The sequence below is a fragment of the Streptomyces spinoverrucosus genome (genome assembly GCF_015712165.1).
GTDB classification, from domain to species: Bacteria; Actinomycetota; Actinomycetes; order Streptomycetales; family Streptomycetaceae; genus Streptomyces; species Streptomyces spinoverrucosus_A.
Genome location: NZ_JADPZX010000001.1, coordinates 5747518 through 5773839 on the forward strand (window position 1 = coordinate 5747518; position 26322 = coordinate 5773839).

General features: G+C 70.8%; 23 protein-coding genes. 13 read left to right on the plus strand and 10 right to left on the minus strand.

What is annotated here, in order from left to right; genetic code table 11:
- The first annotated feature begins 69 nt into the window (after positions 1-69).
- Positions 70-540 (plus strand): DUF1203 domain-containing protein, encoded by a 471-nt coding sequence (locus I2W78_RS26140; protein WP_196462711.1) that lies wholly within the window; start codon positions 70-72, stop codon positions 538-540.
- A 103-nt stretch (positions 541-643) separates the two neighbouring features.
- Here I2W78_RS26140 and I2W78_RS26145 read toward each other — a convergent pair whose 3' ends face one another.
- Positions 644-1672 carry an aspartate-semialdehyde dehydrogenase gene (locus tag I2W78_RS26145; protein WP_196462712.1) on the minus strand — a complete coding sequence of 343 codons (1029 nt, stop codon included), beginning with the start codon at positions 1670-1672 and terminating at the stop codon, positions 644-646.
- Between the two features lie 213 nt (positions 1673-1885).
- Between I2W78_RS26145 and I2W78_RS26150 the strand changes: the two genes are divergently transcribed.
- Both I2W78_RS26150 and I2W78_RS26155 read left to right on the plus strand, forming a co-directional pair.
- Entirely contained in the window at positions 1886-2431 is a 546-nt protein-coding gene (locus I2W78_RS26150; protein ID WP_196462713.1) for an RNA polymerase sigma factor, read from the plus strand.
- A gap of 1 nt (position 2432) precedes the next feature.
- Positions 2433-3167, plus strand: coding sequence for a hypothetical protein (locus tag I2W78_RS26155; protein WP_307783789.1), 735 nt, complete (start codon positions 2433-2435; stop codon positions 3165-3167).
- A gap of 52 nt (positions 3168-3219) precedes the next feature.
- Here I2W78_RS26155 and I2W78_RS26160 read toward each other — a convergent pair whose 3' ends face one another.
- On the minus strand, positions 3220-6522 hold the full coding sequence (locus I2W78_RS26160; RefSeq protein WP_196462714.1) for a S8 family serine peptidase: 3303 nt from the start codon (positions 6520-6522) through the stop codon (positions 3220-3222).
- A gap of 239 nt (positions 6523-6761) precedes the next feature.
- Between I2W78_RS26160 and I2W78_RS26165 the strand changes: the two genes are divergently transcribed.
- Together I2W78_RS26165 and I2W78_RS26170 are read left to right on the plus strand one after the other, a co-directional pair.
- Complete coding sequence (locus I2W78_RS26165) at positions 6762-7217, plus strand: NUDIX hydrolase (protein WP_196462715.1); 456 nt, start codon at positions 6762-6764, stop codon at positions 7215-7217.
- Positions 7218-7401: 184 nt separating this feature from the next.
- Entirely contained in the window at positions 7402-8541 is a 1140-nt protein-coding gene (locus tag I2W78_RS26170; protein ID WP_196462716.1) for a serine hydrolase domain-containing protein, read from the plus strand.
- A 79-nt stretch (positions 8542-8620) separates the two neighbouring features.
- On the opposite strand, the gene I2W78_RS26175 is transcribed toward I2W78_RS26170, so the two are convergent.
- Both I2W78_RS26175 and pepN read right to left on the minus strand, forming a co-directional pair.
- The gene (locus I2W78_RS26175) at positions 8621-9670 is read right to left on the minus strand and encodes a hypothetical protein (protein ID WP_196462717.1); all 1050 of its coding nucleotides are present in this window, start codon (positions 9668-9670) and stop codon (positions 8621-8623) included.
- A gap of 213 nt (positions 9671-9883) precedes the next feature.
- Positions 9884-12463, minus strand: a complete 2580-nt coding sequence (gene pepN, locus I2W78_RS26180; protein WP_196462718.1) for an aminopeptidase N — start codon at positions 12461-12463, stop codon at positions 9884-9886.
- A gap of 149 nt (positions 12464-12612) precedes the next feature.
- On the opposite strand from pepN, the gene I2W78_RS26185 reads away from it, so the two are divergent.
- Positions 12613-13251, plus strand: a complete 639-nt coding sequence (locus I2W78_RS26185) for a mycothiol-dependent nitroreductase Rv2466c family protein (RefSeq protein ID WP_196462719.1) — start codon at positions 12613-12615, stop codon at positions 13249-13251.
- Positions 13252-13266: 15 nt separating this feature from the next.
- Here I2W78_RS26185 and I2W78_RS26190 read toward each other — a convergent pair whose 3' ends face one another.
- The 3 genes from I2W78_RS26190 to I2W78_RS26200 form a co-directional block, all read right to left on the minus strand.
- Positions 13267-13488, minus strand: a complete 222-nt coding sequence (locus I2W78_RS26190; RefSeq protein WP_196462720.1) for a hypothetical protein — start codon at positions 13486-13488, stop codon at positions 13267-13269.
- 175 nt (positions 13489-13663) lie between these two features.
- Positions 13664-14305 carry a superoxide dismutase gene (locus tag I2W78_RS26195; protein ID WP_196462721.1) on the minus strand — a complete coding sequence of 214 codons (642 nt, stop codon included), beginning with the start codon at positions 14303-14305 and terminating at the stop codon, positions 13664-13666.
- 104 nt (positions 14306-14409) lie between these two features.
- Positions 14410-15789, minus strand: coding sequence for an amino acid permease (locus tag I2W78_RS26200; protein ID WP_196462722.1), 1380 nt, complete (start codon positions 15787-15789; stop codon positions 14410-14412).
- A 307-nt stretch (positions 15790-16096) separates the two neighbouring features.
- Between I2W78_RS26200 and I2W78_RS26205 the strand changes: the two genes are divergently transcribed.
- A complete protein-coding gene (locus I2W78_RS26205; RefSeq protein ID WP_196462723.1) occupies positions 16097-16681 on the plus strand; it encodes a biotin transporter BioY in 585 nt (194 codons plus the stop codon).
- 63 nt (positions 16682-16744) lie between these two features.
- On the opposite strand, the gene I2W78_RS26210 is transcribed toward I2W78_RS26205, so the two are convergent.
- Entirely contained in the window at positions 16745-17491 is a 747-nt protein-coding gene (locus tag I2W78_RS26210; RefSeq protein WP_196462724.1) for a hypothetical protein, read from the minus strand.
- A gap of 221 nt (positions 17492-17712) precedes the next feature.
- Between I2W78_RS26210 and I2W78_RS26215 the strand changes: the two genes are divergently transcribed.
- On the plus strand, positions 17713-19788 hold the full coding sequence (locus tag I2W78_RS26215; RefSeq protein WP_230886623.1) for a protein kinase domain-containing protein: 2076 nt from the start codon (positions 17713-17715) through the stop codon (positions 19786-19788).
- A gap of 46 nt (positions 19789-19834) precedes the next feature.
- Here I2W78_RS26215 and I2W78_RS26220 read toward each other — a convergent pair whose 3' ends face one another.
- Positions 19835-21313 (minus strand): amino acid permease, encoded by a 1479-nt coding sequence (locus tag I2W78_RS26220; RefSeq protein WP_196462726.1) that lies wholly within the window; start codon positions 21311-21313, stop codon positions 19835-19837.
- Positions 21314-21519: 206 nt separating this feature from the next.
- On the opposite strand from I2W78_RS26220, the gene I2W78_RS26225 reads away from it, so the two are divergent.
- Entirely contained in the window at positions 21520-22008 is a 489-nt protein-coding gene (locus I2W78_RS26225; RefSeq protein WP_196462727.1) for a ribose-5-phosphate isomerase, read from the plus strand.
- Between the two features lie 35 nt (positions 22009-22043).
- Positions 22044-22853, plus strand: coding sequence for an Fpg/Nei family DNA glycosylase (locus I2W78_RS26230; protein ID WP_196462728.1), 810 nt, complete (start codon positions 22044-22046; stop codon positions 22851-22853).
- A gap of 16 nt (positions 22854-22869) precedes the next feature.
- On the opposite strand, the gene I2W78_RS26235 is transcribed toward I2W78_RS26230, so the two are convergent.
- Entirely contained in the window at positions 22870-24123 is a 1254-nt protein-coding gene (locus tag I2W78_RS26235; protein WP_196462729.1) for a GNAT family N-acetyltransferase, read from the minus strand.
- Positions 24124-24297: 174 nt separating this feature from the next.
- On the opposite strand from I2W78_RS26235, the gene I2W78_RS26240 reads away from it, so the two are divergent.
- The 3 genes from I2W78_RS26240 (at position 24298) to I2W78_RS26250 (ending at position 26307) form a co-directional block, all read left to right on the plus strand.
- On the plus strand, positions 24298-25479 hold the full coding sequence (locus I2W78_RS26240) for a PP2C family protein-serine/threonine phosphatase (RefSeq protein ID WP_196462730.1): 1182 nt from the start codon (positions 24298-24300) through the stop codon (positions 25477-25479).
- Positions 25480-25618: 139 nt separating this feature from the next.
- The gene (locus I2W78_RS26245; protein WP_196462614.1) at positions 25619-25945 is read left to right on the plus strand and encodes a hypothetical protein; all 327 of its coding nucleotides are present in this window, start codon (positions 25619-25621) and stop codon (positions 25943-25945) included.
- 47 nt (positions 25946-25992) lie between these two features.
- Entirely contained in the window at positions 25993-26307 is a 315-nt protein-coding gene (locus I2W78_RS26250) for a pore-forming ESAT-6 family protein (RefSeq protein WP_196462615.1), read from the plus strand.
- Positions 26308-26322 lie beyond the last annotated feature (15 nt).

A 26322-nucleotide genomic window follows, 5' to 3' on the forward strand; every position in this document is an offset into this window, starting at 1 on the left:
GCGACCTGCGGCGAACGCGATGTCCATTTCCCGCCGGTGGGCACGGCGGGATCGCGCGAGCCTGGGCCCATGACGACGTACATCGCACGACCGATCGAACCGCCGGTCCTGAAGGAGCTGCGTTCTGCAGACGACGCGGGACGCGAGATGGTTCCCGTGACCGACGAGGAAGGTGGGGCGCCGCTGCGCTGCTGCCTGCGCCGCAGCGGGCCGGGGGAGCGGATCGCCCTCGTCTCGTACGCCCCACTGCGCCGCTGGGCTGCGCAAACGGGCGCCGACCCGGGGGCGTACGACGAACAGGGCCCCGTCTTCATCCATGCGGGGGAATGCCCGGGGCCTCGGGGCAGCGCCCTGCCCTTCACCAACGCCCACCGCACCCTGCGCCGCTACTCGACCGAGGGACGCATCCTGGGCGGACGGCTGGTCGAGGCCGACTTCGAGGCGGCCCTCGCCCACGCGTTCGACGACCCGGAGGTGGCACTCGTCCACGTCCGGGCCGTCGAGTACGGCTGTTTCCTCTACGAGGTTCGCAGGCCCTAGGCGGGCGGCAGCGGCCCCAGGGGCGCGGGGAACCGCGCGACCAGCCACGACGGCGCCGCAGACGAACGACGGCTCACCCGCGGCCACCGCCCCGGCGGAGCGCTCAGCCGGCGGCCTTGGCCGACAGCTCCGCCGCCACCAGCTCCGCGATCTGCACCGCGTTCAGCGCCGCGCCCTTGCGCAGGTTGTCGTTGGAGACGAACAGCGCGAGGCCGTTGTCCACCGTCTCGTCGCGGCGGAGCCGGCCGACGTACGACGGGTCCTGACCGGCCGCCTGGAGCGGCGTGGGGACGTCGGTCAGCGCCACGCCGGGGGCGCCGGCCAGCAGCTCCTTGGCGCGCTCGACGCTGATCGGGCGGGCGAAACGGGCGTTGACCTGGAGCGAGTGGCCGGTGAAGACCGGGACGCGGACGCAGGTGCCGGAGACCTTCAGCTCGGGAATCTCCAGGATCTTGCGGGACTCGTTGCGGAGCTTCTGCTCCTCGTCGGTCTCGTTCAGCCCGTCGTCGACGATCGAGCCGGCCAGCGGCAGCACGTTGTACGCGATCGGCGCGACGTACTTGTGCGGCGCCGGGTACTCCGCCGCCGAGCCGTCGTGGGTGAGCTTCGGCGCGTCCTCGCCGACCTTCTTGACCTGCTCGAACAGCTCGTCGACGCCGGCGAGACCGGAGCCGGACACGGCCTGGTAGGTGGCGACGACGAGGGCTTCGAGGCCCGCCTCCTCGTGCAGCGGCTTCAGCACCGGCATCGCGGCCATCGTCGTGCAGTTCGGGTTGGCGATGATGCCCTTGGGGCGGCTCGCGATCGCGTGCGGGTTCACCTCGGACACCACGAGCGGTACCTCGGGGTCCCGGCGCCAGGCGGAGGAGTTGTCGATCACGACCGCACCCTGCCCGGCGACCTTCTCGGCCAGCGCCTTGGAGGTCGCGCCGCCCGCGGAGAACAGGACGATGTCCAGGCCGGAGTAGTCGGCCGTGGCCGCGTCCTCCACGGTCACGCCGTCCAGCACCGTCCCCGCCGAGCGGGCCGAGGCGAACAGCCGCAGCTCCGTCACCGGGAAGTCGCGCTCCGTGAGGATCCTGCGCATGACCGTGCCGACCTGACCGGTGGCTCCGACGATTCCGACCCTCACGACGACTCCTTTGCGTGGTTTGCGGGCGCCCCGTCCCTGGCCGGGGCCTTTCCATCATGCGGGGCACCTGGGCCCCTGTGTCCAATCCTTTGGGCTTGTGCCCGCGTAGTGGGACGGGGCCTCCGTGACGTACGCCACTGATGACTGCCCCGGAAACGAGTCGAACGTTTCGGCCCGTCCGGGCGTCATAGGGGAAACGCGGCAAGGAGAGGGGTGGCTGTGCTGCGCGGAAGGGCGCGCCGCGGCCAGGGGGGCGACGGACACCGTGACGTCGAGGATCCCCTGGACGCGGCCCAGGAACGCCGGGTGCGGGCGGTGCTCGCGCTCGGCGGAGTGCCGCAGGCGGACCTGCCGGACGGGGTGCAGCAGGTACGCCTGCGGCTGCTGGAGCGGGCCGCCGGCGGCCGCGAGGCACCGCGGGACGTCTCCGCGTGGGCGGCGGTCGTCGCCTCCAACCTCGCCATGGACTGGCACCGCGCCAAACGCCGCCAGGAACGCCTCGGCGAGCGCCTGGCCTCGCTGCGCCAGCTGGAGCACCCCTCCGGCGAGGACACCAGCCTGCTGTCCCTCGCGGTCGCCCAGGGCCTGGACGAGCTGCCCGACGCCCAGCGCCAGGTCCTCGTCCTGCGGTTCTACGCCGACCTGCCGGTGCGTTCCATCGCCGAGGAGCTCGGCATCCCGGAGGGCACGGTCAAGAGCAGGCTGCACACGGCGGTACGGGCCCTGCGCGCCCGCCTGCACGAGGACGAGGTGGTGTGACGTGACCGTCGAACAGGACGGCTACGACGGCGAGGGCACCGGCGTGGACCCGTTGCTGGCCGTCCTCATGGACGAGCCGCTGACCGACGCGGCCCGCGCCGACGCCGCCCTCGTGGCCGAGCACCGGTCGGCGGCGGCCGACGTGGCGCTGCTGCGGGAGCAGCTGGGGATCATCGCCGAGGCGCTGACAGAGGCACCGGAGGAGCCGGCGCAGGCCCCGGCGCCGCCGGTCCGGCCACGACCACGCCGCCGCCGTACGTTCGCCCTCGCCCTCGGCGCGGTGGGAGTCGCGGCCGCCGGGGCGATGGTGGTGGGCCTGGGCTGGCTGCTCGTTCGGGCGGGCGACGGCGCGACGGAGAGCTCCGGGGCCGCCGCCGACAGCGCCCAGTCCGACTCCTCCAAGGCCGTCGGCCCCCTCGGCTCCCCCGAGTACCTCGCCTGCGCCCGCCTGGTCGCCGAGGGCGAGGTGACGGACACCCGGCCCGTCCCCGGCACCGGCGAGGAGCGCGTCACCCTGGAGGTGACCCGCTCCTACAAACCCGCCAGGAGCGACGCCGACGTCACGTTCGCGATCCCCACGAGCGCCGGCCTCGACGAGGGCGAACAGGTTCTCGTCGCCATCCCCCGCGACAGCGTGTCCCCCGACTTCTGGCTGGTCGGCGAGGCCGCCATCGCCGCCCAACGCCCGCTGCTCATCGAGACGTTGCCGCAAGCGGACGCGACACCCTGCGCATAGAAGAGGGGCGGGCGCCCACACGGACGCCCGCCCCCACTGCCGTACCGGTGACTTACGGCGTGACCTTCTCGATCTTCACGTTGCCGACGCCCGCGGCCGTCCCGCGCGCGTTGACCAGCCGCACCTGGCCGAAGAACTCACGTCCCTCGGGCGCGGCCGCGGCGGCGGTGACACTGCCGGAGACCGTCGCCGACTCGCCCGTGCCGAGCCGCACCGGCGCCGAGCCGTCGACGCTCACGCTGCCGAGGGCGGCGGAGAAGAAGACGTCCCGGTAGTCGTACGCGGTGGAGCCGGCCGGCACCCCGTAGCCGTAGACCTCGATGGTGTACGTGCCGGCCTTCGGGGAGGCGATGGACACCTGCTCCTCGGAGTCACCGTCGGCGTCCTGACCGACGACGGCGCCGGTGCTGTCGTACACCGTCAGGTCCAGGTCGGCCGCCGCGTCCGAGACGCCTCCGATGGCCACGTCGAGCGACGTGGCGCCCTCGGGCACCTCGACGGTGCTGGTCTGGGTCTCGCCCTGCTTGATCGTCGGGCGGGTGGTCTTGGACGAGCCGAGCGGCCCGCCGACCAGCTTGCCGTCGATGGCGGCGTAGCCGTTGGTCACCTTCCAGGAGGCGGCGGCCGGGGTGCCGACCTTGGCCTCGGGCACGGTCACGGTCTCCGGGTCGAAGGCCGCGCCGAGGACGGTGACGTCCAGCTTGTACGGGTTGTCCAGCAGCGGCGACGTACGACGCGATTCGACCTCGATCTCCCAGACACCGGGCTGCGGGTCGGTGTACGAACGCACGTCCGGGCGGCAGGTGTTGGCCGGGTTGGTGTAGTTCGGGTAGCAGTTGATCGTCGACGTCGGGTCGGACGGGACGCCGTAGGGGTGGATGGCGATGAACCGGGTCTGGCTCTTGTCGGCCAGTCCGCCGAGCGCGACCTCCAGCGTCTTGGCGCCCTCGGGCACGGTCACGAAGTACGAGGTGGGGCTGTTGCGCTGCACCGAACCGGACGCGGAGTAGGTGTACTTCAGCGGCTGCGCGACGACGACCGTGTTGAGGACCTGCTTGTCGATGCCCTCGGTGCGCGGGTCGTCGACCTCCAGGATCGCGCTCTTCAGCCCGGCGGACTTCGGCGCGGCCTGCACCTTGACGGTGACCGGCTGGTTCAGCGGCAGCCGCACCTCGTCGGAGCCGACGATCCGGAAGGTGCCGCCCGCGTTGTTCTCGAAGTGCAGCTCGTGCCGGATCGCCTTGTCGGCGCCGGACGTACGGGTGATCGTGATCTCGTACGTCTTCTTCTGGCCGGCCTTCAGGCCGCCCTCACGGTCGTACAGGCCGGTGCCGTAGCCCGGGGTCTTCAGGAACTGGTCGATCGCGGTGTCGACCGGCGCCTTCACCGCGTACGTGTGCGCGGTGGCGCCGTCACGGATCGCGTCCCAGGCGTCCTCGATGTTGACCAGGCCCGCGCCCTCCTCGTACGCCTGCACACCCTTGATGTGGTCGGCGGTCGAGGTGAGCGCCGTGCGCAGGGTCGCCGGGGTGAGGTCGATGCCCTTCTGCTTCGCGGCGGACAGCAGCAGCGCGGCGGCGCCGGTCGCCTGCGGGGAGGCCATCGAGGTGCCCTGGAGCATGGAGTAGCCGGGCGGCAGGCTGTAGCCGGCCTCGGCGACCGGGCCGCCGGGCGACCAGGTCTGCGTGGTGTTGATGGCGGCGCCGGGCGCGGACAGCGTCGGCGTGAAGCCGCCGTCCTCACGCGGGCCGCGCGAGGAGAACGGCATCATCGCGTACCGCTTCTCCACCTTCGAGCCGTAGTTGGCGGCCCAGGTCGCCTTGGAGACGGTCGCGCCGACCGAGATCACCTTGTCGGCCAGCGACGGGTCGCCGATGGTGTTGGCGCCGGGGCCGGAGTTGCCCGCGGAGATCACCAGCTGGACGCCGTACTCGTCGATCAGGCGCGTGTAGAGCTCGGCGCGCGCGTTGTTGCCGTCGTTCAGCGCCGGGAGGCCGCCGATCGACATGTTGACGATGTCGACGCCCCGGTTGACGACCAGGTCGATCATGCCCTCGGTGAGGGCGACGTTGGTGCAGCCGCCGGACCAGGTGCAGGCGCGGGAGGAGACCAGCTTGGCGCCGGGGGCGGCACCGTTCATCTCGCCGCCGAACAGGCTGTTGGCGGCGGTGATGCCGGCCACGTGCGTGCCGTGCGAGCCCTCGATGACACCGATGCTGACGTAGTCGGCCTTGGCGCCGGCCGCGTTGTAGACGACGTCCTTGCGGATCTCGACCACGAACGGGATCCGCTCGGCGATCTCGGTGGCCGGGTTGTCGGTGCCGAAGTAGCCGATCTGGAAGCCGTCCTTGTACGGCTTCATCGCGGTGTCGTCGGTGAAGTCGAGGTCGTCGTCCAGGTCGACGCGCGCGGTGCCCGACGCGGCGTCGTACAACACGCCCCAGACATCCGTCGTGTCGCCGTCGCGGTTCAGGTCACCGGCCATGTCGCCACCGGTGGTGGCGGACTCGGAGAAGTAGTTGAACTTGTACGAGCCCTCCGGCGCCTTGAACGTCTCGGTGCCGAGCGTGGGCGTGGTGATGGAGAAGGTCGGGCCGCTGACCGAGGTGGTCATCCGGCGCCAGGTGCCGTCCCCGTCGGCGACCGGGTCCGTCGCGGTCACCCAGTCGACGATCTTCCGCTCACCGGTCGTCGTCTTCTGCAGCGCCGGGTGGCCGAGGTCCACACCCGAGTCGAGGATGCCGATGGTGATACCACGGCCGTCGGCCTTCGGGTGGTCCTCGACGAAGTCGACGGCACCGGTCTCGAAGGACGGGTTGTACGGGTTCTCGGCCGGGGTGTTCTTGCCGGGGGCCGGGTAGCTGCCCGTGGCCTGGGTGCCCTGCGTGGCGCCCGCGTTGGGCCGCGGGTCGTCCAGCGGTATCTCCTCGCGCAGGTCGATGCCGTGCACGGAGGACAGCTTGGTGGCGGCGGCGATGGCCGCGTCCGCCTTGCCGGTGGGAACGGTGGCCCGGACGTAGCCGAGCTTGTCGTACGTACGGCCGACCAGGCCGCCGTCGACCGAGTCGAGCTGCTCGGCGACCTGCTCCGTCTTGCCCGGCGCGGTGGCGACCATCATGGTCACGCTCTTGTCGCCCGCGGCCTTGGCCTCGGCGAGCAGCTCGGCGTCGTCGGAACCGAGCTTGTCGTGCGCGGACTTCACGCTCGGGTCGGCCGCTGTGGGCGCCTGGTCCGCGGCGAGCGCCACGGGTATGGGCCCGGCCGCGGCCAGCGCGGCGACGAGACCGGCGGCCACGGCGATCCGGGCCACACGTCTCGCGCCCGGTATCGGTTCGTTCTGGGGGGTGAGTGTCATCGGCATCCCTTGTTGGTTAAGGAACGAGACAGTCCGGAATACGGTCCCGGACGACCGCTCAGCCTTACGCAACAGCGGGATGTTTGGCGAGGGTTGACCGAATCGAAATGGATGAATGGGGAAAACCCGCGATGCACAGAGAGGGACACAGGGGAACGAGCGGAACATTTCGGGTGACGGGCGGCATTCCCGGTTTGGTGTGCCGGGCGCATTCCCGCCCGACGGGTTAACGTCGCTGCGTGCGCAGAAAGTTGAGGGTGGCGGCCTACGCCATATGCGTCCGCGACGGCCAGGTGCTGCTCGCCCGCTCCCCGACATCCGACGGGACGCCCGAGTGGGTGCTGCCCGGCGGCGGCATGGAACACGGTGAGGATCCCTACGACACCGTCCGCCGGGAGGTGCGGGAGGAGACCGGCTACCGGATCGAGGTCACCGGCATCCTCGGCGTCAACTCCCTCCACCGCACCTTCCCGCGCCGCCGCTTCCGCCCGGCGACCGACCACCACGGCGTACGCCTGGTGTACGAGGGGACCGTGGTCGGCGGCGAACTGCGCTACGAGATCGGCGGCTCCACCGACATGGCCGCCTGGCACGAACTCGACGCCGTACCCGCCCTCAGACGCATCGGACTGGTCGACCTGGGCCTGCGACTGTGGCGGGAACGCCCCGCCGCCGGGCGCGTCGACCTGGCATAGACCCGCGCATGTAGCGCACACGCTCACCACGTGCGTGGAGTCGGCGGCCCCGCACCGCACGGAGAAGGGCTGAAACCCGCTCAACCGGGACGGGCGCCGGCAACCTTCACGCGGTGCTCATGGTTTCTCCCTCCGACCGTGTTGTGATCCGAAAAGGATCCAAGGGGATCAGATGGGGGAAGACATGAACGTACGAGTGACCCTGGTGGCGGCGACGGCCGTGGCACTGTCGGTCGCCCTGGCCGGCCCGGCCCTGGCCGCACCCACCGGGGGCGGCCACGACGCGACCCGCGAGGCGCTGCGCGCCGCCGTGAAGGACGGGGTGCCCGGCGTCACGGCCACGGCCAAGGACGCGCACGGCACCTGGCGGGCGACCGAGGGCGTGGGCAACCTCCGCACCGGCGAGCCGCGTTCGACGGCCGACCGGTACCGGGTGGGCAGCATCACCAAGACGTTCGTGGCGACGGTGCTGCTCCAGCTGGAGGCGGAGGGCCGGCTGTCGCTGGACGACACGGTGGACGAGTGGCTGCCGGGCGCGGTGCGGGGCAACGGCCACGACGGCCGGAAGATCACCGTCCGCCAGCTGCTCAACCACACCAGCGGCATCTACAACTACACCTCGGACGAGGAGTTCGGCCGCACGTACTTCCTGAAGGACGGCTTCCTCGAGCACCGCTACGACACGAAGCAGCCGACCGAGCTGGTGGCGATCGCGATGGCCCACAAGCCGGACTTCGCGCCGGGCACGTCATGGAGCTACTCCAACACCAACTACGTCCTCGCCGGGATGGTCATCGAGAAGGCGACGGGCCGCCCGTACGGCACGGAGATCCGCGACCGCATCCTCAGGCCGCTGCACCTCAACGCCACGTCGGTGCCCGGCACGCGGGTCGGCGTGCCGCAGCCCAGCAGCCGCGCGTACAGCAAGCTGGCGGAGACGGCGACCGGCCCGACGTACGACGTCACCCGGCTCAACCCGTCCCTGGCGTACGCGGCCGGCGAGATGATCTCCGACTCGGCCGACCTCAACCGCTTCTACCGGGCGCTGCTGGGCGGCAAGCTGCTGCCGCCGGAGCAGTTGAAGGCGATGAAGACGACGGTCCCGATCGACGGCGCCCCGAACGCCGCCTACGGACTGGGCCTGCTGGACCGCGAGTTGTCCTGCGGCGTCCATGTCTGGGGCCACGGCGGCGGCATCCACGGCTCCTCGTCGGAGGCGGTCACCACCCCGGACGGCCGCCACTCCCTCGCCCTCAACTTCAACGGCGACTGGGCGGGCGACAGCGACGCGGTGGTGGAGGCGGAGTTCTGCGGCGACCGGTAGGCCGCGTATGAGGAGGGGCCGCCCGGGATCGGCCCCGGCGGCCCCTCCTCTCCCCTCCTGGTGCTGCCCCGGTCGGTCACTACCGGGGCAGCACCACCACATACGCCGCCGGATCGCGGTCCGCCGACGCCATCAGCGCCGTCCGCACGACCGTCGCCTGCTGCTCCATCGCGTCCCGTAGCTTCTTCGGCGTGATGTGCACGACCGTGATGCCCAGCCGCTCCAGGTGCTCGCGCTTGCGGGCGTACTCCGACCACAGGGCGTCGTCCTCCTGCCGGTGGCCCGGCCGTGGAGCGCGGGTGTCCAGCTCCAGGGCCACCGCGTGCTCCGGCCAGTAGGCGTCCAGGCCGCCCAGGTGCGGCCCACCGGGAAGACGGAGGTCGACGTTCCACACCGGGTCGGGCAGGCCGTACTCCCGGACCATGCGGTACAGCCGGTCCTCCGCGATCGCCCGCCCCTCGGCCAGCAGCGAGTCCACGGCGTCCACCACATGCGGGCGGCTGAGCAGCCTGGCCCGGTTCAACTCCCGGACGATCGCCGCCGGTTCGCAGTGACCGCCGCGCACCGCCTCGGTGAGCAGCCGCCGCACCGCCCCGGCGTCCTCGAGGTCGGCCACCGCGTCCGCCACGGCGCGCGGCACCGGCGCCACCGGCAGGCCCGTACGCTGCTGGGGCGTGGGCAGCGCGGGGGTGCGCAGCACGCGGGCGCAGCCCGTGGAGCGCAGTCGGCGCAGCCGGGGCACCAGGACGTCGATGCGGTCCAGCGAGAGCAGTGGGGGGACGGCGGCGAAACCGTGCAGGTTCAGCGCGGCGAGGCCGGTGATCATCACCTCCGGGTACAGCGGGCGCTGCTCGTTCTCGCAGCCGGGCTGGGCCGGGACCCCGGGGGAGGTCTCGCGGGCCGTGTACATCAGCACCGCGTGCAGCCGTTCCTCGCTGGTGGGCGGGCCGGGGTGGAGCAGGTAGACGCCCGGGAGGATCTGCTGCCAGGGGCCGCCGGGCTTGCACTGGGCGTCCGTCTCGGCGGCCGAGACACCGTGCGCCCGCAGCTGTGCGGCCGTCATGACCCGACGCCGGCCGTCGGACAGGTGGTGCAGGGGGCGGGGGGAGAGCGGGGTGTCGTGGTTCATGACCCGGGGATTCCCGCGCCTGATCCGCCCCTTAACCGCTGTTACACGCCCGTCGACAAAACCGGACAAGCTCGCTCTAAAGGACGCATGTTCGGATGCCGAGTTGGCAGCGAAAACCCCTGGTCCGTTCGGGTGCGGACCAGGGGTTACGGCTACTGTTGCCTGAATTTCGTAACGGTGACCAACGGCCCAAGCTCAGGCCAAAGCTACTGGTCAGCCACCCGCCGCCGCATCGCACGCCTGCCCGCGCAGCGCCCGCGCCAGGTCGTCCCGGGCCTCCAGCACCAGTCGGCGCAGGGCCGGGGCGGCGCCCTCGTGCGCGGCCAGCCAGGCGTCCGTCGCCGCGAGCGTCTGCGGTGAGTCCCGCAGCGCCGGGAACAGCCCGCGCACCACGTCCATGCCGATCTGGATCGACCGCTGCGTCCACACCCGCTCGATGGCGGCGAAGTACTTCTCCGCGTACGGCGCGAGCAACTCCCGCTGCGAGGCCTGCGTGAAGCCCGCGATCGTCGCCTCGACCAGCGCGTTGGACAGCGCGTCGGACTCCACGACCTGCGCCCACGCCTGCGCCTTGACCGCCTGGGACGGGCGGGCCGCCAGGCAGCGCACCTGGTGGCGCTTGCCGGAGGCGGTGTCGTCCCGGGCGAGTTCGGCGGCCAGCACCTTCTCGTCCGCGACCCCGTGCGCGGCCAGGGGCTCCAGGAACGCCCACCGCAGCTCCTGGTCGACGTCGAGGCCCTCGACGGCCGCCGTGCCGTCCAGCAGTTCCCGCAGCAGCTCCAGGCCGGTCGGGTCCTCGGTCACGCGCGCGTGGAAGCGGGCCCATGCCAGCTGGTGCTCGCTGCCCGGCTCGGCGTCGTACAGCTCGCGCCGGGCGCCTTCGGTGAGCATTCGGCCGCCCGTCTCGCGCCAGTCGGGCGCCGCGTAGTGCTGAAGCGCCGACTCGGCCCAGGCGTGCAGCATCTGCAGCACCCCGATCTCGGACTCGCGCCCCGCGAACCGCAGCACCAGGTCCACGAACTCCCGCGCCGGCAGCAGCGCGTCCCGGGTCATGTTCCACAGCGCCGACCAGCACAGGGCACGCGCCAGCGGATCGGTCAGCGCGCCCAGGTGCTCGCGGAGCGTGTCGAGGGACGTCTCGTCGAAGCGGATCTTGCAGTACGTCAGGTCGTCGTCGTTGACCAGAACCAGCTCGGGCGCCTCGGTCCCGGCCAGCTCCGCCACGACCGTCCGCGCGCCGTGCACGTCCACCTCGGCCCGCGCGTACCGCCGCAGCGCCCCCGTGTCGTCACGCCGGTACAGGCCGACCACCACCCGGTGCGGCCGCAGCTCGGGGTGCGACTCGGCGGCCTCCTGCACCACCGCCAGCTCGTCGATCCGGCCCTGCGCGTCCAGCAGTACCTGCGGCGTCAGCGAGTTGACCCCGGCCGTCTGCAGCCAGGACCGCGCCCAGCCGCTCATGTCCCGCCCGCTGGTCTCCTCCAGCACCGACAGCAGGTCACCGAGGCGCGTGTTGCCGTACGCGTGCCGCTTGAAGTAGCGCCGGGCGCCCTCCAGGAACGCGTCCTGACCGACGTACGCCACCAACTGCTTGAGCACGGAGGCGCCCTTGGCGTAGGTGATGCCGTCGAAGTTGAGCTTGGCGTCCTGCAGGTCGTGGATGTCGGCGGTGATGGGGTGGGTGGAGGGCAACTGGTCGGCGCGGTAGGCCCAGGCCTTGCGGCGGTTGGCGAAGGTGATCCAGGCGTCCTTGAAGCGGGTCGCGCCGACGCCTGCGAACGTGCCCATGAAGTCCGCGAAGGACTCCTTCAGCCACAGGTCGTCCCACCACTCCATGGTGACCAGGTCGCCGAACCACATGTGCGCCATCTCGTGCAGGATGACGTTGGCCCGCCCCTCGTAGGACGTCTGCGTCACCTTCCCGCGGAAGATGTACTCCTCCCGGAAGGTCACCATCCCCGGGTTCTCCATCGCGCCGAGGTTGTACTCCGGCACGAACGCCTGGTCGTACTTGCCGAACGGGTACGGGTAGTCGAAGTGGTCGTGGAAGAAGTCCAGGCCCTGCTTGGTGACCAGGAAGACGTCGTCGGCGTCGAAGTAGGGCGCGAGGCCCTTGCGGCACATCGCGCCGAGCGGGATCTGAAGCTGCGTGCCGTCGTCGAAGGTGCGGGTGTAGGAGTCCGTGACGTAGTGGTACGGGCCCGCCACCACGCAGGTGATGTACGTCGAGATCGGCTTCGTCTCCGCGAACCGCCACACCCCGTCGGCGCGCCGGCCGGCGCCGTTGCTCCACACCGTCCAGCCCTCCGGTGCCCGCACCTCGAAACGGAACGGCGCCTTCAGGTCCGGCTGCTCGAAGTTGGCGAAGACGCGGCGCGAGTCGGCGGGCTCGTACTGCGTGTACAGGTACACCTCGCCGTCCTCGGGGTCGACGAAGCGGTGCAGGCCCTCGCCGGTGCGGGAGTAGGCGCACTGGGCGTCGACGATCAGCTCGTTGTCGGCGGCGAGGTCCTCCAGCAGGATCCGGGAGCCGTCGAAGACCTCGCTGGGGTCGAGGTCGCGGCCGTTGAGGGACACGGCGGTGACGCTCGGCGCGATCAGGTCCGCGAAGCTCGCCGCGCCCGGCTCGGCACAGCGGAACCGGATCGTGGTCACCGACCGGAAGGTCCGCGGCCCGTCGCCGGTCGCCTCGCCCACCGCGGAGCGCACGTCGAGGGACACGTCGTATCCGTCGACGGAGAGCAGGGCGGCCCGCTCCCGGGCCTCGTCGCGGGACAGATTCTCACCGGGCACGGGCGGCACTCCCTCGGGTTGGTCGGACACGGCTGATCAGGACCGATCCTGCCATGCGCTGCTGACCTGGGGCAGTGGGGAATGGCGGAACGAGCGGCGGTGTTGCTCCGGACATTCCCCGGGAGAATCGCTTCCTCATGAGGAGAGACATGTCGGACAAGACCCCCGTCGACTTCTGGTTCGACCCGCTGTGCCCCTGGGCCTGGATGACTTCCCGCTGGGTGCTGGAGGTGGAGAAGGTCCGTGACATCGAGGTCCGCTGGCATCTGATGAGCCTCGCCGTGCTGAACGAGGACAAGCTCGACGAACTCCCCGAGGAGTACCGCGAGATGCTCGCCACCAAGGCGTGGGGCCCGGTACGGGTCGTCATCGCGGCGCGGCAGGAGCACGGCCCCGAGGTGCTCGGCGACCTCTACACCGCGGTCGGCACCCGCATCCACAACCAGGGTGAGGGCCCGGAGAGGGAGACGGTCGCCGCCGCCCTGAAGGACGTGGGCCTGCCCGAGTCCCTCATGGACCACTGGGACTCCACCCCGTACGAGCCGGAGCTGCGCGCCTCCCACAAGGAGGGCATCGACAAGGTCGGCCAGGAGGTCGGCACGCCCGTCATCTCGGTCCCCGGCCCCGACGGCGAGGAGGTCGCCTTCTTCGGCCCGGTCGTCACCCCCGCCCCCAAGGGCGAGGAGGCCGCCCGCCTGTGGGACGGCACCCTGGCCGTGGCCTCGGTCCCCGGCTTCTACGAGATCAAGCGCACCCGCACCAAGGGCCCGGACTTCAGCAACCTCTGAGGCCGGCGGCGGGACCTACCCCTCCTCGGGCAGGGTCCCGCCCCGCTTCCAGTCGTCCCGGCGCTGGATACGACGGCAGCCCTCATGACGGCACCGGTGATAGGCGTTCGCGACGAAGTACTCCTCGGGACGGGCCTCGGCGACGACCTGCCGGGCCGCCGGGATCTCCTCCTCGGTCAGGGGTCCGAACCACTTCATGTCACTGCCGGGGCAGTCCGGACAACGCACCCAAGCCATGGCGCCTCCTGAGCGAAGCCGACGCCGGTCACGCCGGTGCTCCGGGAGGCTAGAGCCTGCCGGGCGAAGATCGGAAGACCCCCGCGAGTCACGTCCTCGCGGGGGCCTCCTTCTTTCCGCCTGCCGACGTGAAGGGTGAGAAGACGATCACGAGGCAGGACGATGGGGAAGGCGCTCAGGGCGCCAGCAGCAGCACGTCCGCGCGGGACTTGGCGGCCTCGTAACGCCTGGCCACGTCCTGCCAGTTGACGACCTGCCACATGGCCTCGATGAAGTCGACCTTCTGGTTCCTGTACTGCAGGTAGAAGGCGTGCTCCCAGGCGTCGAAGACCAGGATCGGCGTCGCACCCTGCCCGACATTGCCCTGGTGGTCGTACACCTGCTCGACAATCAGCCGGCCGCTCAGCGGCTCGTACGCCAGGACGCCCCACCCGGAGCCCTGCGTGGTGGCCGCGGCCTTGGACAGCTGCGCCTTGAAGTTGGCGAACGAGCCGAACGACTCGGCGATCGCGCCCGCCAGCTCGCCCACGCCGTCCTTGTCCAGGGGCTCGCCGCCGCCGTCGCCGGTCATGTTGTGCCAGTAGATGGAGTGCAGGATGTGCCCGGAGAGATGGAAGGCCAGGTTCTTCTCCAGGCCGTTGATCGATCCCCAGGACTCCTTGTCCCGCGCCTCGGCGAGCTGCTCCAGCGTGTCGTTCGCACCCTTCACATAGGCCGCGTGGTGCTTGTCGTGGTGCAGCTCGATGATCTCGGGGCTGATCACGGGGGCGAGTGCGGAGTAGTCGTACGGCAGTTCAGGCAGCGTGTAGACGGGCATGAAGGGTCCCCTCGACCTCTTATTGCAATTAGCTTGCAACTACAACCTAGCAAGAAGAAGGCCCCCGCGTGTGAACGCGGGGGCCTTTCGGGGGTACGTCGGCGTCAGCGCCGGGCGCGCGCCCGCTGCCAGGCGTACCCGACGGCCGCCAGGAACAGGGTCATCCCGCCGGTCGAGTACAACTGCACCCGCGTGTCCGGCTCTCGGGCCATCAGGACGAAGATCGCCGCCATGCCCGCCAGCGCCACCCAGGTCAGCACCGGGAACGCCCACATCCGCACGACCAGCTTCTCGGGCGCCTCCCGCTCCAGCCGGCGGCGCAGCCGCAGCTGCGAGACGGCGATGAAGATCCAGACGACCAGGATGACCGCGCCGATCATGTTCAGCAGCCAGGGGAAGACGTCGTCCGGCCGCCAGTAGCTGAGCACCACGCACACGAAGCCGAAGAAGCAGGACGCGAGCACCGCGATCCGCGGCACCCCGCCCGACACCCGGCCCAGCACCTTGGGCCCCTGGTCGCGCCGCACCAGCGAGTAGGCGATGCGCGAGGCGCCGTAGATGTTGGCGTTCATCGCGCTCAGCAGCGCGACCAGCACGACCACGTTCATCAGCTGCCCGGCGCCCGGGATGCCGAGGTGGTCGAGGGTGGCGACGTACGGGCCGCTCTCGACGACCTCCTTCGAGTCCCACGGGACGAGGGTGACGACGACCGCCATCGAGCCGACGTAGAACAGCGCGATACGCCACATCGCCGTACGGACCGCGCTCGCCACGCCCTTGACCGGGTCCTCCGACTCGGCCGCCGCGATGGTGACGGTCTCCAGACCGCCGTACGCGAACACCGAGGCGAGCAGGCCGATCACCAGGCCCTCACCGCCGCCTGGCATGAAGTCCGTCAGATTGCTCGCGCCGGGGGAGTCCGTGCCGGGCAGGACGCCCGCGATCGCCAGCACGCCCAGCACCAGGAACAGCGAGATCGCGCCGACCTTCAGCGCGGCGAACCAGAACTCGAACTCGCCGAAGTTCTTCACGGCCGCGAGGTTCGCGCCGCAGAACACCAGCATGAACAGCGCCACCCACGCCCACTCCGGCGTGCCCGGCAGCCAGCCGCTGACGATCTTCGCGGCGCCGATGCCCTCCAGCCCGACGGCCGTGCACAGCAGCACCCAGAACGCCCAGCCCGCGGTGAACCCGGCCCACGGGCCGATCGCCCGCTCGGCATGCGCGGAGAACGACCCCGACGACGGATACGCGGCCGACATCTCGCCCAGCATCCGCATCACCAGCATCACCAGAAGACCGGAGATGACGTAGGCGACGACGATCGACGGCCCGGCGGCGGCGATGCCCGCGCCGGAGCCGACGAACAGCCCGGCGCCGATCACGCCACCGAGGGCGATCATCGACAGGTGGCGCTGCTTGAGTCCGTGGGACAGTGACGCGTCCGCCTCGGGCGGGGCCTGTACAGCAGTGGTGCGGGACATGGGCGCGGCTCGTCCAGTACGTGAGGGGATAAGGGGAACAACCGTACGGAGTGTAGAGGCCGGGGCGCCACACCACCGTGGCCTGCCCGATTGGCGAGACCCTACAGGGCCCCCTCACCTCTCCCGAGTGAGCCACATGTCTCCACCTCAGTGACCGGTATCACGCCCGTTCACGTGTAATCACCACTCTTTGTAAGGAGCCAACCACTGTCGCGCTCGCGCCTTTGTCGGGCGGTGACGGTGGTCGGCCCCGGTGCCCTGGGTTAGCGTCACGGTGTCCCGAACCGCCCTCACTCGCGGAGTCCCCATGAGCACCGCTGCCGCCGCCCCCGCCCGCCCGGGCCAGGTCCTCGCCGACCTGCTCCCCGCCTCCCGCGTCCGCGACGTCGCGCTCGTCGTCGGCGGCGCCGTGCTCACCGGCCTCGCCGCCCAGCTCGCCGTGCCGATCCCGGGCACCCCGGTGCCGGTGACCGGCCAGACCTTCGCCGCGCTGCTCGTCGGCACCGCCCTCGGTGCCGGGCGCGGGTTCCTCTCGCTCGCGCTGTACGCGCTCGCCGGTGTCGCCGGGGTGCCGTGGTTCGCGGAGGGCGGCTCCGGCGCGGCCGCCCCGTCCTTCGGTTACGTCATCGGCCTGCTGCTGGCCGCCACCGCCGTCGGCGCACTCGCCCGCCGGGGCGCCGACCGCTCCCCGTGGCGGATGGCGGGCGCGATGCTCCTGGGCGAGGCGATCATCTACGCCGTCGGCGTCCCGTACCTGGCCCTGGCCGCCGGCATGTCCGCGTCCGCCGCGATCGCTGCCGGGCTCACGCCGTTCCTGATCGGCGACGCGTTGAAGGCGGCGCTGGCGATGGGGCTGCTGCCGACGGCGTGGAAGCTCGTCGGCAAGCGCTGACTGTTCGGTGGGTGTTGCGGAGGGCCGGGGCGGCGGATCAGCGCCCCGGCCCTCGCGTATTTCTTATGCGCGTTTTCCTTGTGCGCGTTGTGCGGGTTGCCGTCGGGACCACCACAGTCCAGCCGCCCCCGCCGCGACCAGCGTCGCGCCGGCCGCGCCCAGCGGCAGGACGTCACGGCCGGGGCCGGTCCTGGGCAGCTCGTCGCCGCCCGGTGCCACCGGCTTGTTGTCGGTGCCGAGCAGCAGGGGCGTGGCCGGGGCGTTCGGTGACGGGTTCGTCGTACCGAACGGGACCGGGCCCTGCTGCCAGAACGTCTTGCTTCCGTCGCCGTTCTGGACGGGCAGACAGATCTTTCCGGTCTTGCTCAGGTCGTAGGTCGCGTCGACGTCGTACGACTTCGACGCACCCGCCGCCAGATTGTCCAGCGGGCAGGCGAAACCGCTGTTCGAGCCCTCGGGCAGATCACCCTCGGGTATCGCGGAGCAGCCGTCGACATTCTGGACCGTCAGCCCGTCGAAACCGACGACCAGAAGCCTGACCGGACCGCTGTCCTGTGCCCCCTCATTCTTCACCGTGGCGGTAATCGCCGTTTCCTGCGAGTCGTTGTCGACCGAGATCTTCTCGGGCAACAGCGTGGTCAACTCCACCCCCGCCGGCGCCTTGTCGACGGCCTTTCCCCCCTTGTCGCTGCCCGGTCCCTGGTCGTCCGCCCCGGCGGTGCCGGAAAGGATCAGCACGGCCGAGAAAGATGCCGCTACCAGCGATCCCATGATGGTCGTCGTACGGCTGGCGTTCCCACGAGAACTCATGTTCGTCCCCCTTGCCTGCGCCTGAATTCGCAGTACTTGAAGAGGTACCACAAGATTTCTCCGCACTATGCTGGTACGGCCCGACGTGTGGCCATTGTGTTTCCGTCATGGGGTTGTTGAGGGGGTGCGGAGAATTGCCGGGGAATACGCGAAGTACCGGTGTTCCAGGGTTACTGGTGGCAGGGCGCTATCGGTTGGTCGAGAGCATTGGGCAGGGGGGAATGGGGCGGGTGTGGCGAGCCGTCGACGAAATGCTCGACCGGCTGGTCGCCGTCAAGGAAATGCGCATCGACGGCCTTGACGCCGAGGACGCCCGCACCCGCCGCGAGCGCACACTGCGCGAGGCCCGGGCCACCGCGCGGATCGACCATCCCAACGTCGTCCGCGTCTACGACGTGGTGGACGAGGGTGAACGCCTGTGGATCGTCATGGAGTTGGTGGCCGGGCGTTCCCTGGAACGGATCATGGCCGAGGACGGGCCGCTCGGGCCGCGCGAGGCCGCACGGATCGGGCTGGGGCTGGTGGAGGCGCTGCGCGAGGTGCATGCGCGTGGGGTGCTGCACCGGGACATCAAGCCGGGGAACGTGCTGGTCGAGGGGGCCGGACGGCGGGTCGTGCTCACCGACTTCGGCATCGCGGCGATCCAGGACGCCAAGGCGTTGACCATGGCCGGGATGCTGGTGGGCTCGCCCGACTACATGGCCCCCGAGCGGATCTCCGGGCGACCGCAGGGGCCGCCGTCGGATGTGTGGTCGCTGGGGGCGACGCTGTCGGCGGCCCTGGCCGGCCAGTCCCCGTTCGCCCGGGACACAACGCTGGCGACGCTGCACGCGGTGCTCTACGAGGAACCCGAACTACCGGACTCGGCAGGCCCGTTGAGGGACGTGCTGGCAGCACTACTGCGGAAGGACCCCGGGAGCCGCCCGGGACTGCAGGAGGCGGAGGAGGCGCTGCGAAGGGCGGCATTCCGGCCCTCAGAGGCCACGCCTTCGCCGACGGTTGTGGTGCCTGAGCCGGGGGCTGCGGCGGGGCTGGAGATGGAGTCTGCGGCGGGGGCAGCTCCGGGGCCGGAGACGGGGCCTGCGGTGGGGGCGGCGCCGGGACCTGTTCCGAGGCCGGTGGCGGGGCCTGTGCCGGGGTCGGGGGCCGGGCCGGTGGAGTGGCCTGTGGCGGGGTCGGAGGTCGGGCCGGTGGAGTGGCCTGTGGCGGGCTCGGTGGTGGGGCCAGAGGCCCGGCCTGTGGTGGGGCCAGAGGCCGGGCCCGTGGTGGGGCCTGTGCCGGGGTCGGGGGCCGGGCCGGTGGAGTGGCCTGTGGCGGGCTCGGTGGTGGGGCCAGAGGCCGGGCCCGTGGTGGGGCCTGTGCCGGGATCGATGGCCGGGCCTGTGCCGGGGCCGGTGGCGAGGTCAGAGGCCGGGCCGGTGGCGGAGTCAGTGCCGGGAGCGGTGGTGGGGCCTGACCAAGGGTCAGTTTCAGCTCCGGTTCCAATTCCAGCCCCGGCTCCAGCCCCGGCTCCAGTTCCTGCTCCGGCCGCTTCAGTCCCCCCTTCTGCGGCTGAGGAGCCGACGCCCGTTCTGGTGGAGTCGTCGTCTGTGCGGCGGGGTGGTGTCTCGTTGGCGCGGGCTCAGGCGGTGACCGAGCGGCGGCCGGCGCCCGGAACTCTGGAGGCGGGGCAGGTCCCGTCGGGGACCAGGGCGCCTCGGCGGCGGACGGCGGTGATCGCTGCGGCCGGTGTCCTCACGGCCGCCGCGGTGGCCGGGATCGTCTTCGCGGCGACGGCCGGGCCGCCGGAGGACACCCGGGCGGACGGGACGCCACCGGCCACGGCCTCCGCTTCCGCCTCGCCCACGGTCGCCGGCACCTCCCGCCCGCCGACCCTGCCCCCGGGCGCGCGCGAGGAGGCCGGCGGTTACGCGTGGGTGACGCCCAACGGCTGGCGGCGGGATGTGAAGACGGGCTCGGAGGTGCACTACACCTCACCCGACGGCACCCAGGAACTGGCCGCCAAGTCCTCCCTGGCCCGGGGCGACCTGATGGAGACCTGGCGCACCTCGGAACGCAACGCCCACCAGGGGCGGGACTATCGCAAGATCCGCCTGGAGGAGACGACGTTCCGCGGCCATCCGGCGGTGATCTGGGAGTACACGTTCACCCTGGACGGCGTCCCGTGGCACGCCCGGCTGCTCGGCTTCGAGGCGAGGGGGAAGTCGTACCAGATCAATACGTGGTACCAGCCGGCCGGGGAGGACACCGCGCTGGCGATCTACGAGGACGTGAAGGAGAGCTTCACGCTGCTGTGAGTCACGGATGTGAGCACAGCGGCGTGAAGCTCTCCCGGGGCGTTGCCTAGTCCCGCACCTCGGTGGGCTGCGCGTCGGCCTCGACGGCGTTCCGCTTCCCGTTCCGCTGCCGGACCACGGCGACGGCGAGTACCAGGGCCGCGACGAGCAGCGACAGCAGCACGGTCTTGCGTCCGTCGTGCTCGGTGTCGGTCAGCATGTAGCCGAGCACGAACACGATCAGCGCGGCCGTCGCCCAGGTCAGATACGGGTACAGCCACATCTTCACGACCAGCTTCTCCGGCGCCTCGGCCTGGATGATCTTCCGCATGCGCAGCTGCGAGAAGCAGATCACCAGCCAGACGAACAGGGCCACCGCACCGGAGGAGTTGACCAGGAAGAGGAAGACGGAGTCCGGGAACTTGTAGTTGAAGAAGACGGCCACGAAGCCGAACGCGACGGACGCGAGGATCGCCGTCCGCGGCACACCGTTGCCGGTCGTGCGGGCGAAGGCCTTCGGCGCGTCCCCGCGCTGGCCGAGCGAGAAGGCCATACGCGAGGCGGTGTAGAGGCCGGAGTTGAGGCAGGACAGCACCGAGGTCAGCACGATGAAGTTCATGATCTGACCGGCGTGCGGGATGCCGAGGGAGTCGAGCGCGGCGACGTAGGAGCCGTCCTCGGCGATGGACTTGCTGTCCCACGGCAGCAGGGACACCACGACGAAGATCGAGCCGAGGTAGAAGACGGCGACCCGCCAGATGATGCTGTTGGTGGCCTTGGTGACGGCCCGCTGCGGGTCCTCGGACTCACCGGCGGCGAGGGTGGCGATCTCGCTGCCCATGAAGGAGAAGACGACGAGCAGCACACCGGTGAGGATCGCCCCGGGTCCGTTGGGCAGGAATCCGCCGTGTTCGGTGAGGTTGCTCAGCCCGGCCTGGTCGCTGTCGACGCCCGGCAGCAGGCCGAAGACGGCGAGACCGCCGATGACGATGAACGCGGCGATGGCGACGACCTTGATGCCGGCGAACCAGAACTCGAACTCGCCGTAGGAGCCGACGGAGACGAGGTTGGTGGCGGTCAGCACGACCATCACGATCAGGGCCCAGGCCCACTGCGGGACCGCCGGGATCCAGCCCTCCAGGATCACGGCGCCCGCGGTCGCCTCGACCGCCAGCACGACCACCCAGAAGAACCAGTACAGCCAGCCGATGGAGAACCCGGCCCAGCTGCCGAGCGCCCGGTCCGCGTGGGCGGAGAAGGACCCCGAGGTGGGGTTGGCGGCGGACATCTCACCGAGCATGCGCATCACCAGCACCACGAGCGTGCCGACGAGCGCGTAGGAGAGGAGGATGCCGGGTCCGGCGGTGGCGATGCCGGAGGAGGACCCCACGAAGAGTCCGGCGCCGATGACACCGCCGATGGCGATCATCGACAGATGGCGGTTCTTGAGCCCTGCCTGGAGACCGGTTCCGGAACCGGGATCGCCGGCTCCACCGTGGTCTCCGGGGCCGCTTCCGGCCTTCGTCAGGGTCGGCTGCGAAGTCATGGGACGGATTTCCTTTGCGCCGGGTGAGCTGATCCCCGCACGAGCGGTGTACGAGTCGGACCAGTGAATCCGAGGCGAACGAATTCTTGAACCTTTGATTCCAGATCGTTACTTGAGGTTTTCCTGAGCTTCGGTGGGGTTGCGCACATTTTTCGGCGCGGTTACCCCGCCCTGCTGCCCCGCGCGGCGCATGTCACACTCGTCCCATGCGCGTGTACCTCGGCTCCGACCATGCCGGCTATGAACTGAAGAACCACCTCGTCGAGTGGCTCAAGGCGGCCGGCCACGACCCCGTCGACTGCGGCCCACACATCTACGACGCCCAGGACGACTACCCGCCCTTCTGCCTGCGCGCCGCGGAGCGCACGGCGGCCGACCCGGACTCCCTCGGCATCGTGATCGGCGGCTCCGGCAACGGCGAGCAGATCGCCGCGAACAAGGTCAAGGGCGTGCGCGCGGCGCTGGCCTGGAGCGAGGAGACGGCGGCGCTGGGCCGCCAGCACAACAACGCCAACGTGGTCGCCGTCGGCGCGCGCATGCACACCGAGGAGGAGGCGACCAAGTTCGTCGAGGTCTTCCTGGGCACCCCCTTCTCCGGTGACGAGCGCCACATCCGTCGTATCGACATGCTGTCGGCGTACGAGACGACCGGCGACCTGCCGCCCATCCCGGCGCACCACCCGCAGCAGGACTGAGACCGCCCCCGGGGGGCTGGAAGGGACCAGGAACCGTGCCAGAGGGGCACACGATTCACCGGCTGGCGTACGACTACGCCGCCCGCTTCTCAGGCACGGCCCCCCGGGTCACCAGTCCCCAGGGCAAGTTCTCCGACGCCGCGGACCTCCTGGACGGCGCCGTCCTGACCGCGACCGAGGCCCACGGCAAGCACCTCTTCCTGCGCTTCCGCGACGCCGACTGGGTCCACATCCACCTGGGCCTGTTCGGCAAGGTCGCCTTCGGTGACGCCCCCGCCCCGCCGCCCACCGACACCGTCCGCCTGCGCCTCGCCAACGACACCGCGTACGTCGACCTGCGCGGGCCGACCACCTGCGCCCTGATCCCCGAGCAGGAGAAGCGGGCGATCCACGACCGCCTCGGCCCCGACCCGCTCCGCGACGACGCCGACTCCGGCGCCGCGTACCGGCGGATCTCCCGCAGCCGGACCACGATCGCCGCCCTCCTCATGGACCAGAAGGTCATCGCCGGCGTCGGCAACGTCTACCGTGCGGAGGTCCTCTTCCGGCACCAGATCGACCCATACCGGCAAGGAAAGGACATCACCCCCGCCGAGTGGGACGCGATCTGGGCCGACCTCGTCGACCTCATGCGCCAGGGCGTGAAACACAACCGCATCGACACCGTGCGCCCCGAACACACCCCCGAGGCCATGGGCCGCCCACCCCGCGTCGACGACCACGGCGGCGAGGTCTACGTCTACCGCCGGGCCACCATGCCCTGCCACATCTGTCGCGGCGAGATCCGCACCGCCGACCTCGCCGCCCGCAACCTTTTCTGGTGCCCCACCTGCCAGCGCGACTGATCGCGGGAGCCGCGTCTCAGAACCCGTGCGGCAACCAGGGCGCCACAGCACTCCCGAAGCCCACCGCCGCCTCGGCCAGCGCCCCGGCCCGGACCTCCCGCACCCGCCCGGCCGCCGCCAGCGCCCCGAGGCCGACCCCGCCGAGATACGCCGCCCCCAACTCACGTACCGACAGTGCGAGATCAGCCGCGTCGGACGTACGCGAACACGTCGCCCCCTTCGCGTCCCCCGACAGCCGCCAACGCCCCGCGTTCCAGGGACAGAAGTCGTCCACCACCTCGAACACGACGTCCACCGGCGCCTGATACGTACGAGCCTCCAGCGCGGCCCCGACGTCCACCAGCCGCACGTACAGCGAATCCCGCGACCGCGACCGGCACCGCCGGATGTCCGACACCTGGTACTGCCACGCGTCGTCGACCGGCCGCCCGCGCACGAGCAGCGTCGTCGTCAGATCGATCCCGAACAGGAACCGCCACAACGCCCCCTCCGTCGCCGGATCGAGCGCCGCCAGGTCCTCCAGGACCACCGTGCCGTTGTGCCCGGTCTCCCCCCATCCCAGCTTGACCCGGAACCGCGCGTACCCCGCGATCTCGCCATCCCGCTCGGCGACCACACACTGCAACGGCGACGCCCCGTCCCGCTCGCTCTCGGGATCGAGCAGCCCCACCCGCTCCCATCCGGGCCGCCGCGCGAGCATCCCGGGCCGCAGCGGCACCAGCTGGGCGTACACGTCCTCACACACGTCGAGGACATCGGCGGGCGCCGCGTACCGCAGCCGTACGTCATCGGCGCCGGCCGGCACCGACAGCCCTACCCGACCGGTGTCGATCTCGGCGCTCAGCCCGTAGGTCGCGGCGGCGTACCCGAACCGGCCGTAGATCTCCGGCTCGGACGCGGTGAGCACCGCCAGCGGCTCACCCCAGGACCGTACGTCGTCCAACTGCCGCCGCATCATGGACGTCAGCACCCCGCGCCGCCGGTGCGTGGCCGCCACCCCGACCATCGTCACGCCCGCCGCGGGCACCGAGGCCCCGCCCGGCACGGTCAGCCGGAACGTGAACGCCCCGGCCGTACCCACGCACGCGCCGCCCTCCCAGACGCCCAGCGAACGGTCGAACTCGGTGAGCGCGTTCCACAGCTCCCGCTCCTCGGTGGACTCCGGCACCCCACCGAAAGCGCGGATCAGGGTGTCGTACCACGCATCCCAGTCGTCGGGTCGCAGCACGCGTAGTTCGGTACCCGGGCCGGTCAGGAAGTCAGTTGCCATGGGCCCATGCCTACCAGGGCACAGCGGGACGAGCGAGGAAATTTCTCCCGGACTTCTCCGGGACGGCGGCGCGGCGGCTTTTCGTGAAGTTCACTGTGAGGTCGAGCCTCGGACGGGGGACAAGTGGGACCTCCCGTGCCAAGCAGCTGGTCCGATGGATAGGGTCCCGAACTGATGGCAGCAGGACGAGAGCGGCGCGCGGCGGCCGATACGTTCACGGCCCGGTTGAAGATGAGGTGGCACCGGGTCCGCGTCGGCCTGCGCAGAAGCGCCGTCGACTACTTCCGCGGCGACGGCTCCGACTGGGTCGCGCTGGCCGGCCTGCTGCTCACCATTCCCCTGATCGCCGCCGGTACGCTCGCCAACTCGGTGTGGTGCTCCCCGGCCGTGCTCGTCCTGCCGATCGTCGCGGGTGGCCTGCTGCTGCGCCCGGCCAGCCTGCTCGGCCTGTACGCGGCGGCCGCCACGGCCCTGATCGTGGAGTCGATAAAGCTCGGCCCGTACACGGAGGGCCCGTCGCGTGTGACGCCGGGCGTGGTGCTGGTGGTCGCCGCCTGCGGCTTCTTCGGGCTGCTGATCGCCCAGTTCCGCAGCCGGGTCGGCGTGCCCTGGCGGCGTGGCGGCACCATGCTGTTCGACCTGCGCGAACGCATCCGGGTGCAGAGCAAGCTGCCGAAGCTGCCGCAGGGCTGGCACCGCGAGATGGCGCTGCGCCCGGCCGGCGGCCAGTCCTTCTCCGGCGACTTCGTCGTCGCGGCCCGTACGAACGGCGGCCGCACCCTGGAGGTCGTCCTCACGGACGTCTCCGGCAAGGGCATGGACGCCGGCTCGCGCGCCCTGCTGCTGTCGGGCGCCTTCGGCGGCCTCCTGGGCAGCCTGCCCCCACACGCCTTCCTCCCCGCCGCGAACGGCTACCTGCTCCGCCAGGACTGGCAGGAGGGCTTCGCCACCTCCATCCACCTCGTCCTCGACCTGGACACCGGCGATTACGAGCTGTATTCGGCGGGCCATCCGCCCGGGCTCCAGCTCAGTGCGGGCAGCGGCCGCTGGGAGGAGAAGGCGGCAGACGGCCCGCTCCTCGGTGTGTACGACGGCGCCCAGTTCGACTCCGTGAAGGGCTCACTCCGCCCGGGCGACGTGTTGATGCTGTTCACGGACGGTTTGGTGGAAACCTCCGACCGCGACATCGTCGAGGGCATCGACCGCCTCACCGGCGAGGCCGACCGCTATGTCACCGGCGGCTTCCAGGGCGCCGCCTGGCACCTCATCGAGGCGGTCGCGAAGGACGTCAACGACGACCGCGCGCTGCTGCTGATCTGCCGCGAGGGCCCGACGGCCATGTCTGCCACCCACTGACCGTGGTCGGTCATGGCACTGTGCTGCCTCTGTAACTGCCGTCCACTCTCGATTGCATGAGCGATCGAGGCGTTGGTAGAGATGACATACGTACGATGGGACAACGGCCAGGACACGAGATGGGGGAGGCGGGTTCGGTATGAAGTTCGACATGGGTACGCAGACGTTGTCGTCGCTGATGCGTGAGTCGCGTGGTTCGAGTGATGATCTCGGCACGTTGATCCGTCAGTTGGTGCAGGCGGCGCAGCCGTTGGAGGGCAAGTTCAACGGCACCGGTCGGGCGATGTTCGACCAGTTCAAGGCGCGTGCGGATGAGATCACCAGTGAGCTGAACGGGTCGTTGTCGGCGATCCTGGGTGGTCAGTCGGGTATGGAGTCGGCGTTCAGCTCCGGCGATCAGGAGCAGGGTGACAATGCGCGGCAGCAGATGGCGGCCGCGAACTTTGATGCGGCGCGGTTCCGTTAGGTCGTCGGGTTGGTTGGTTCGGTTTTCTTGACGGGGAGTGGTGTGTGATGGCGGGTGCTGGTGCGGATCGTCGGTCGTATGACACGGGTGCGTCGACGGATGCTCAGGCGAACATTCAGACGGTGATCGGCCGGCTGGAGGAGGTCATCGGTCAGCGCGATCGTCAGGTGAAGGCCGCGATGGCGGACTTCACGGCGGATGGTGTGGCGGATGAGTATCACGGCAAGGAGCAGCGGTGGAACCGTGCTTCGCAGGAGGTGCGGAACATCATCCAGTTGTTGAAGACGACGTTGGAGAAGAACGACGGTACGGCGCAGTCGACGTTGTCGCGGGCGAAGGCGGCGGTGGACAACATCGGCTGAGGCTGGTGACTGGTG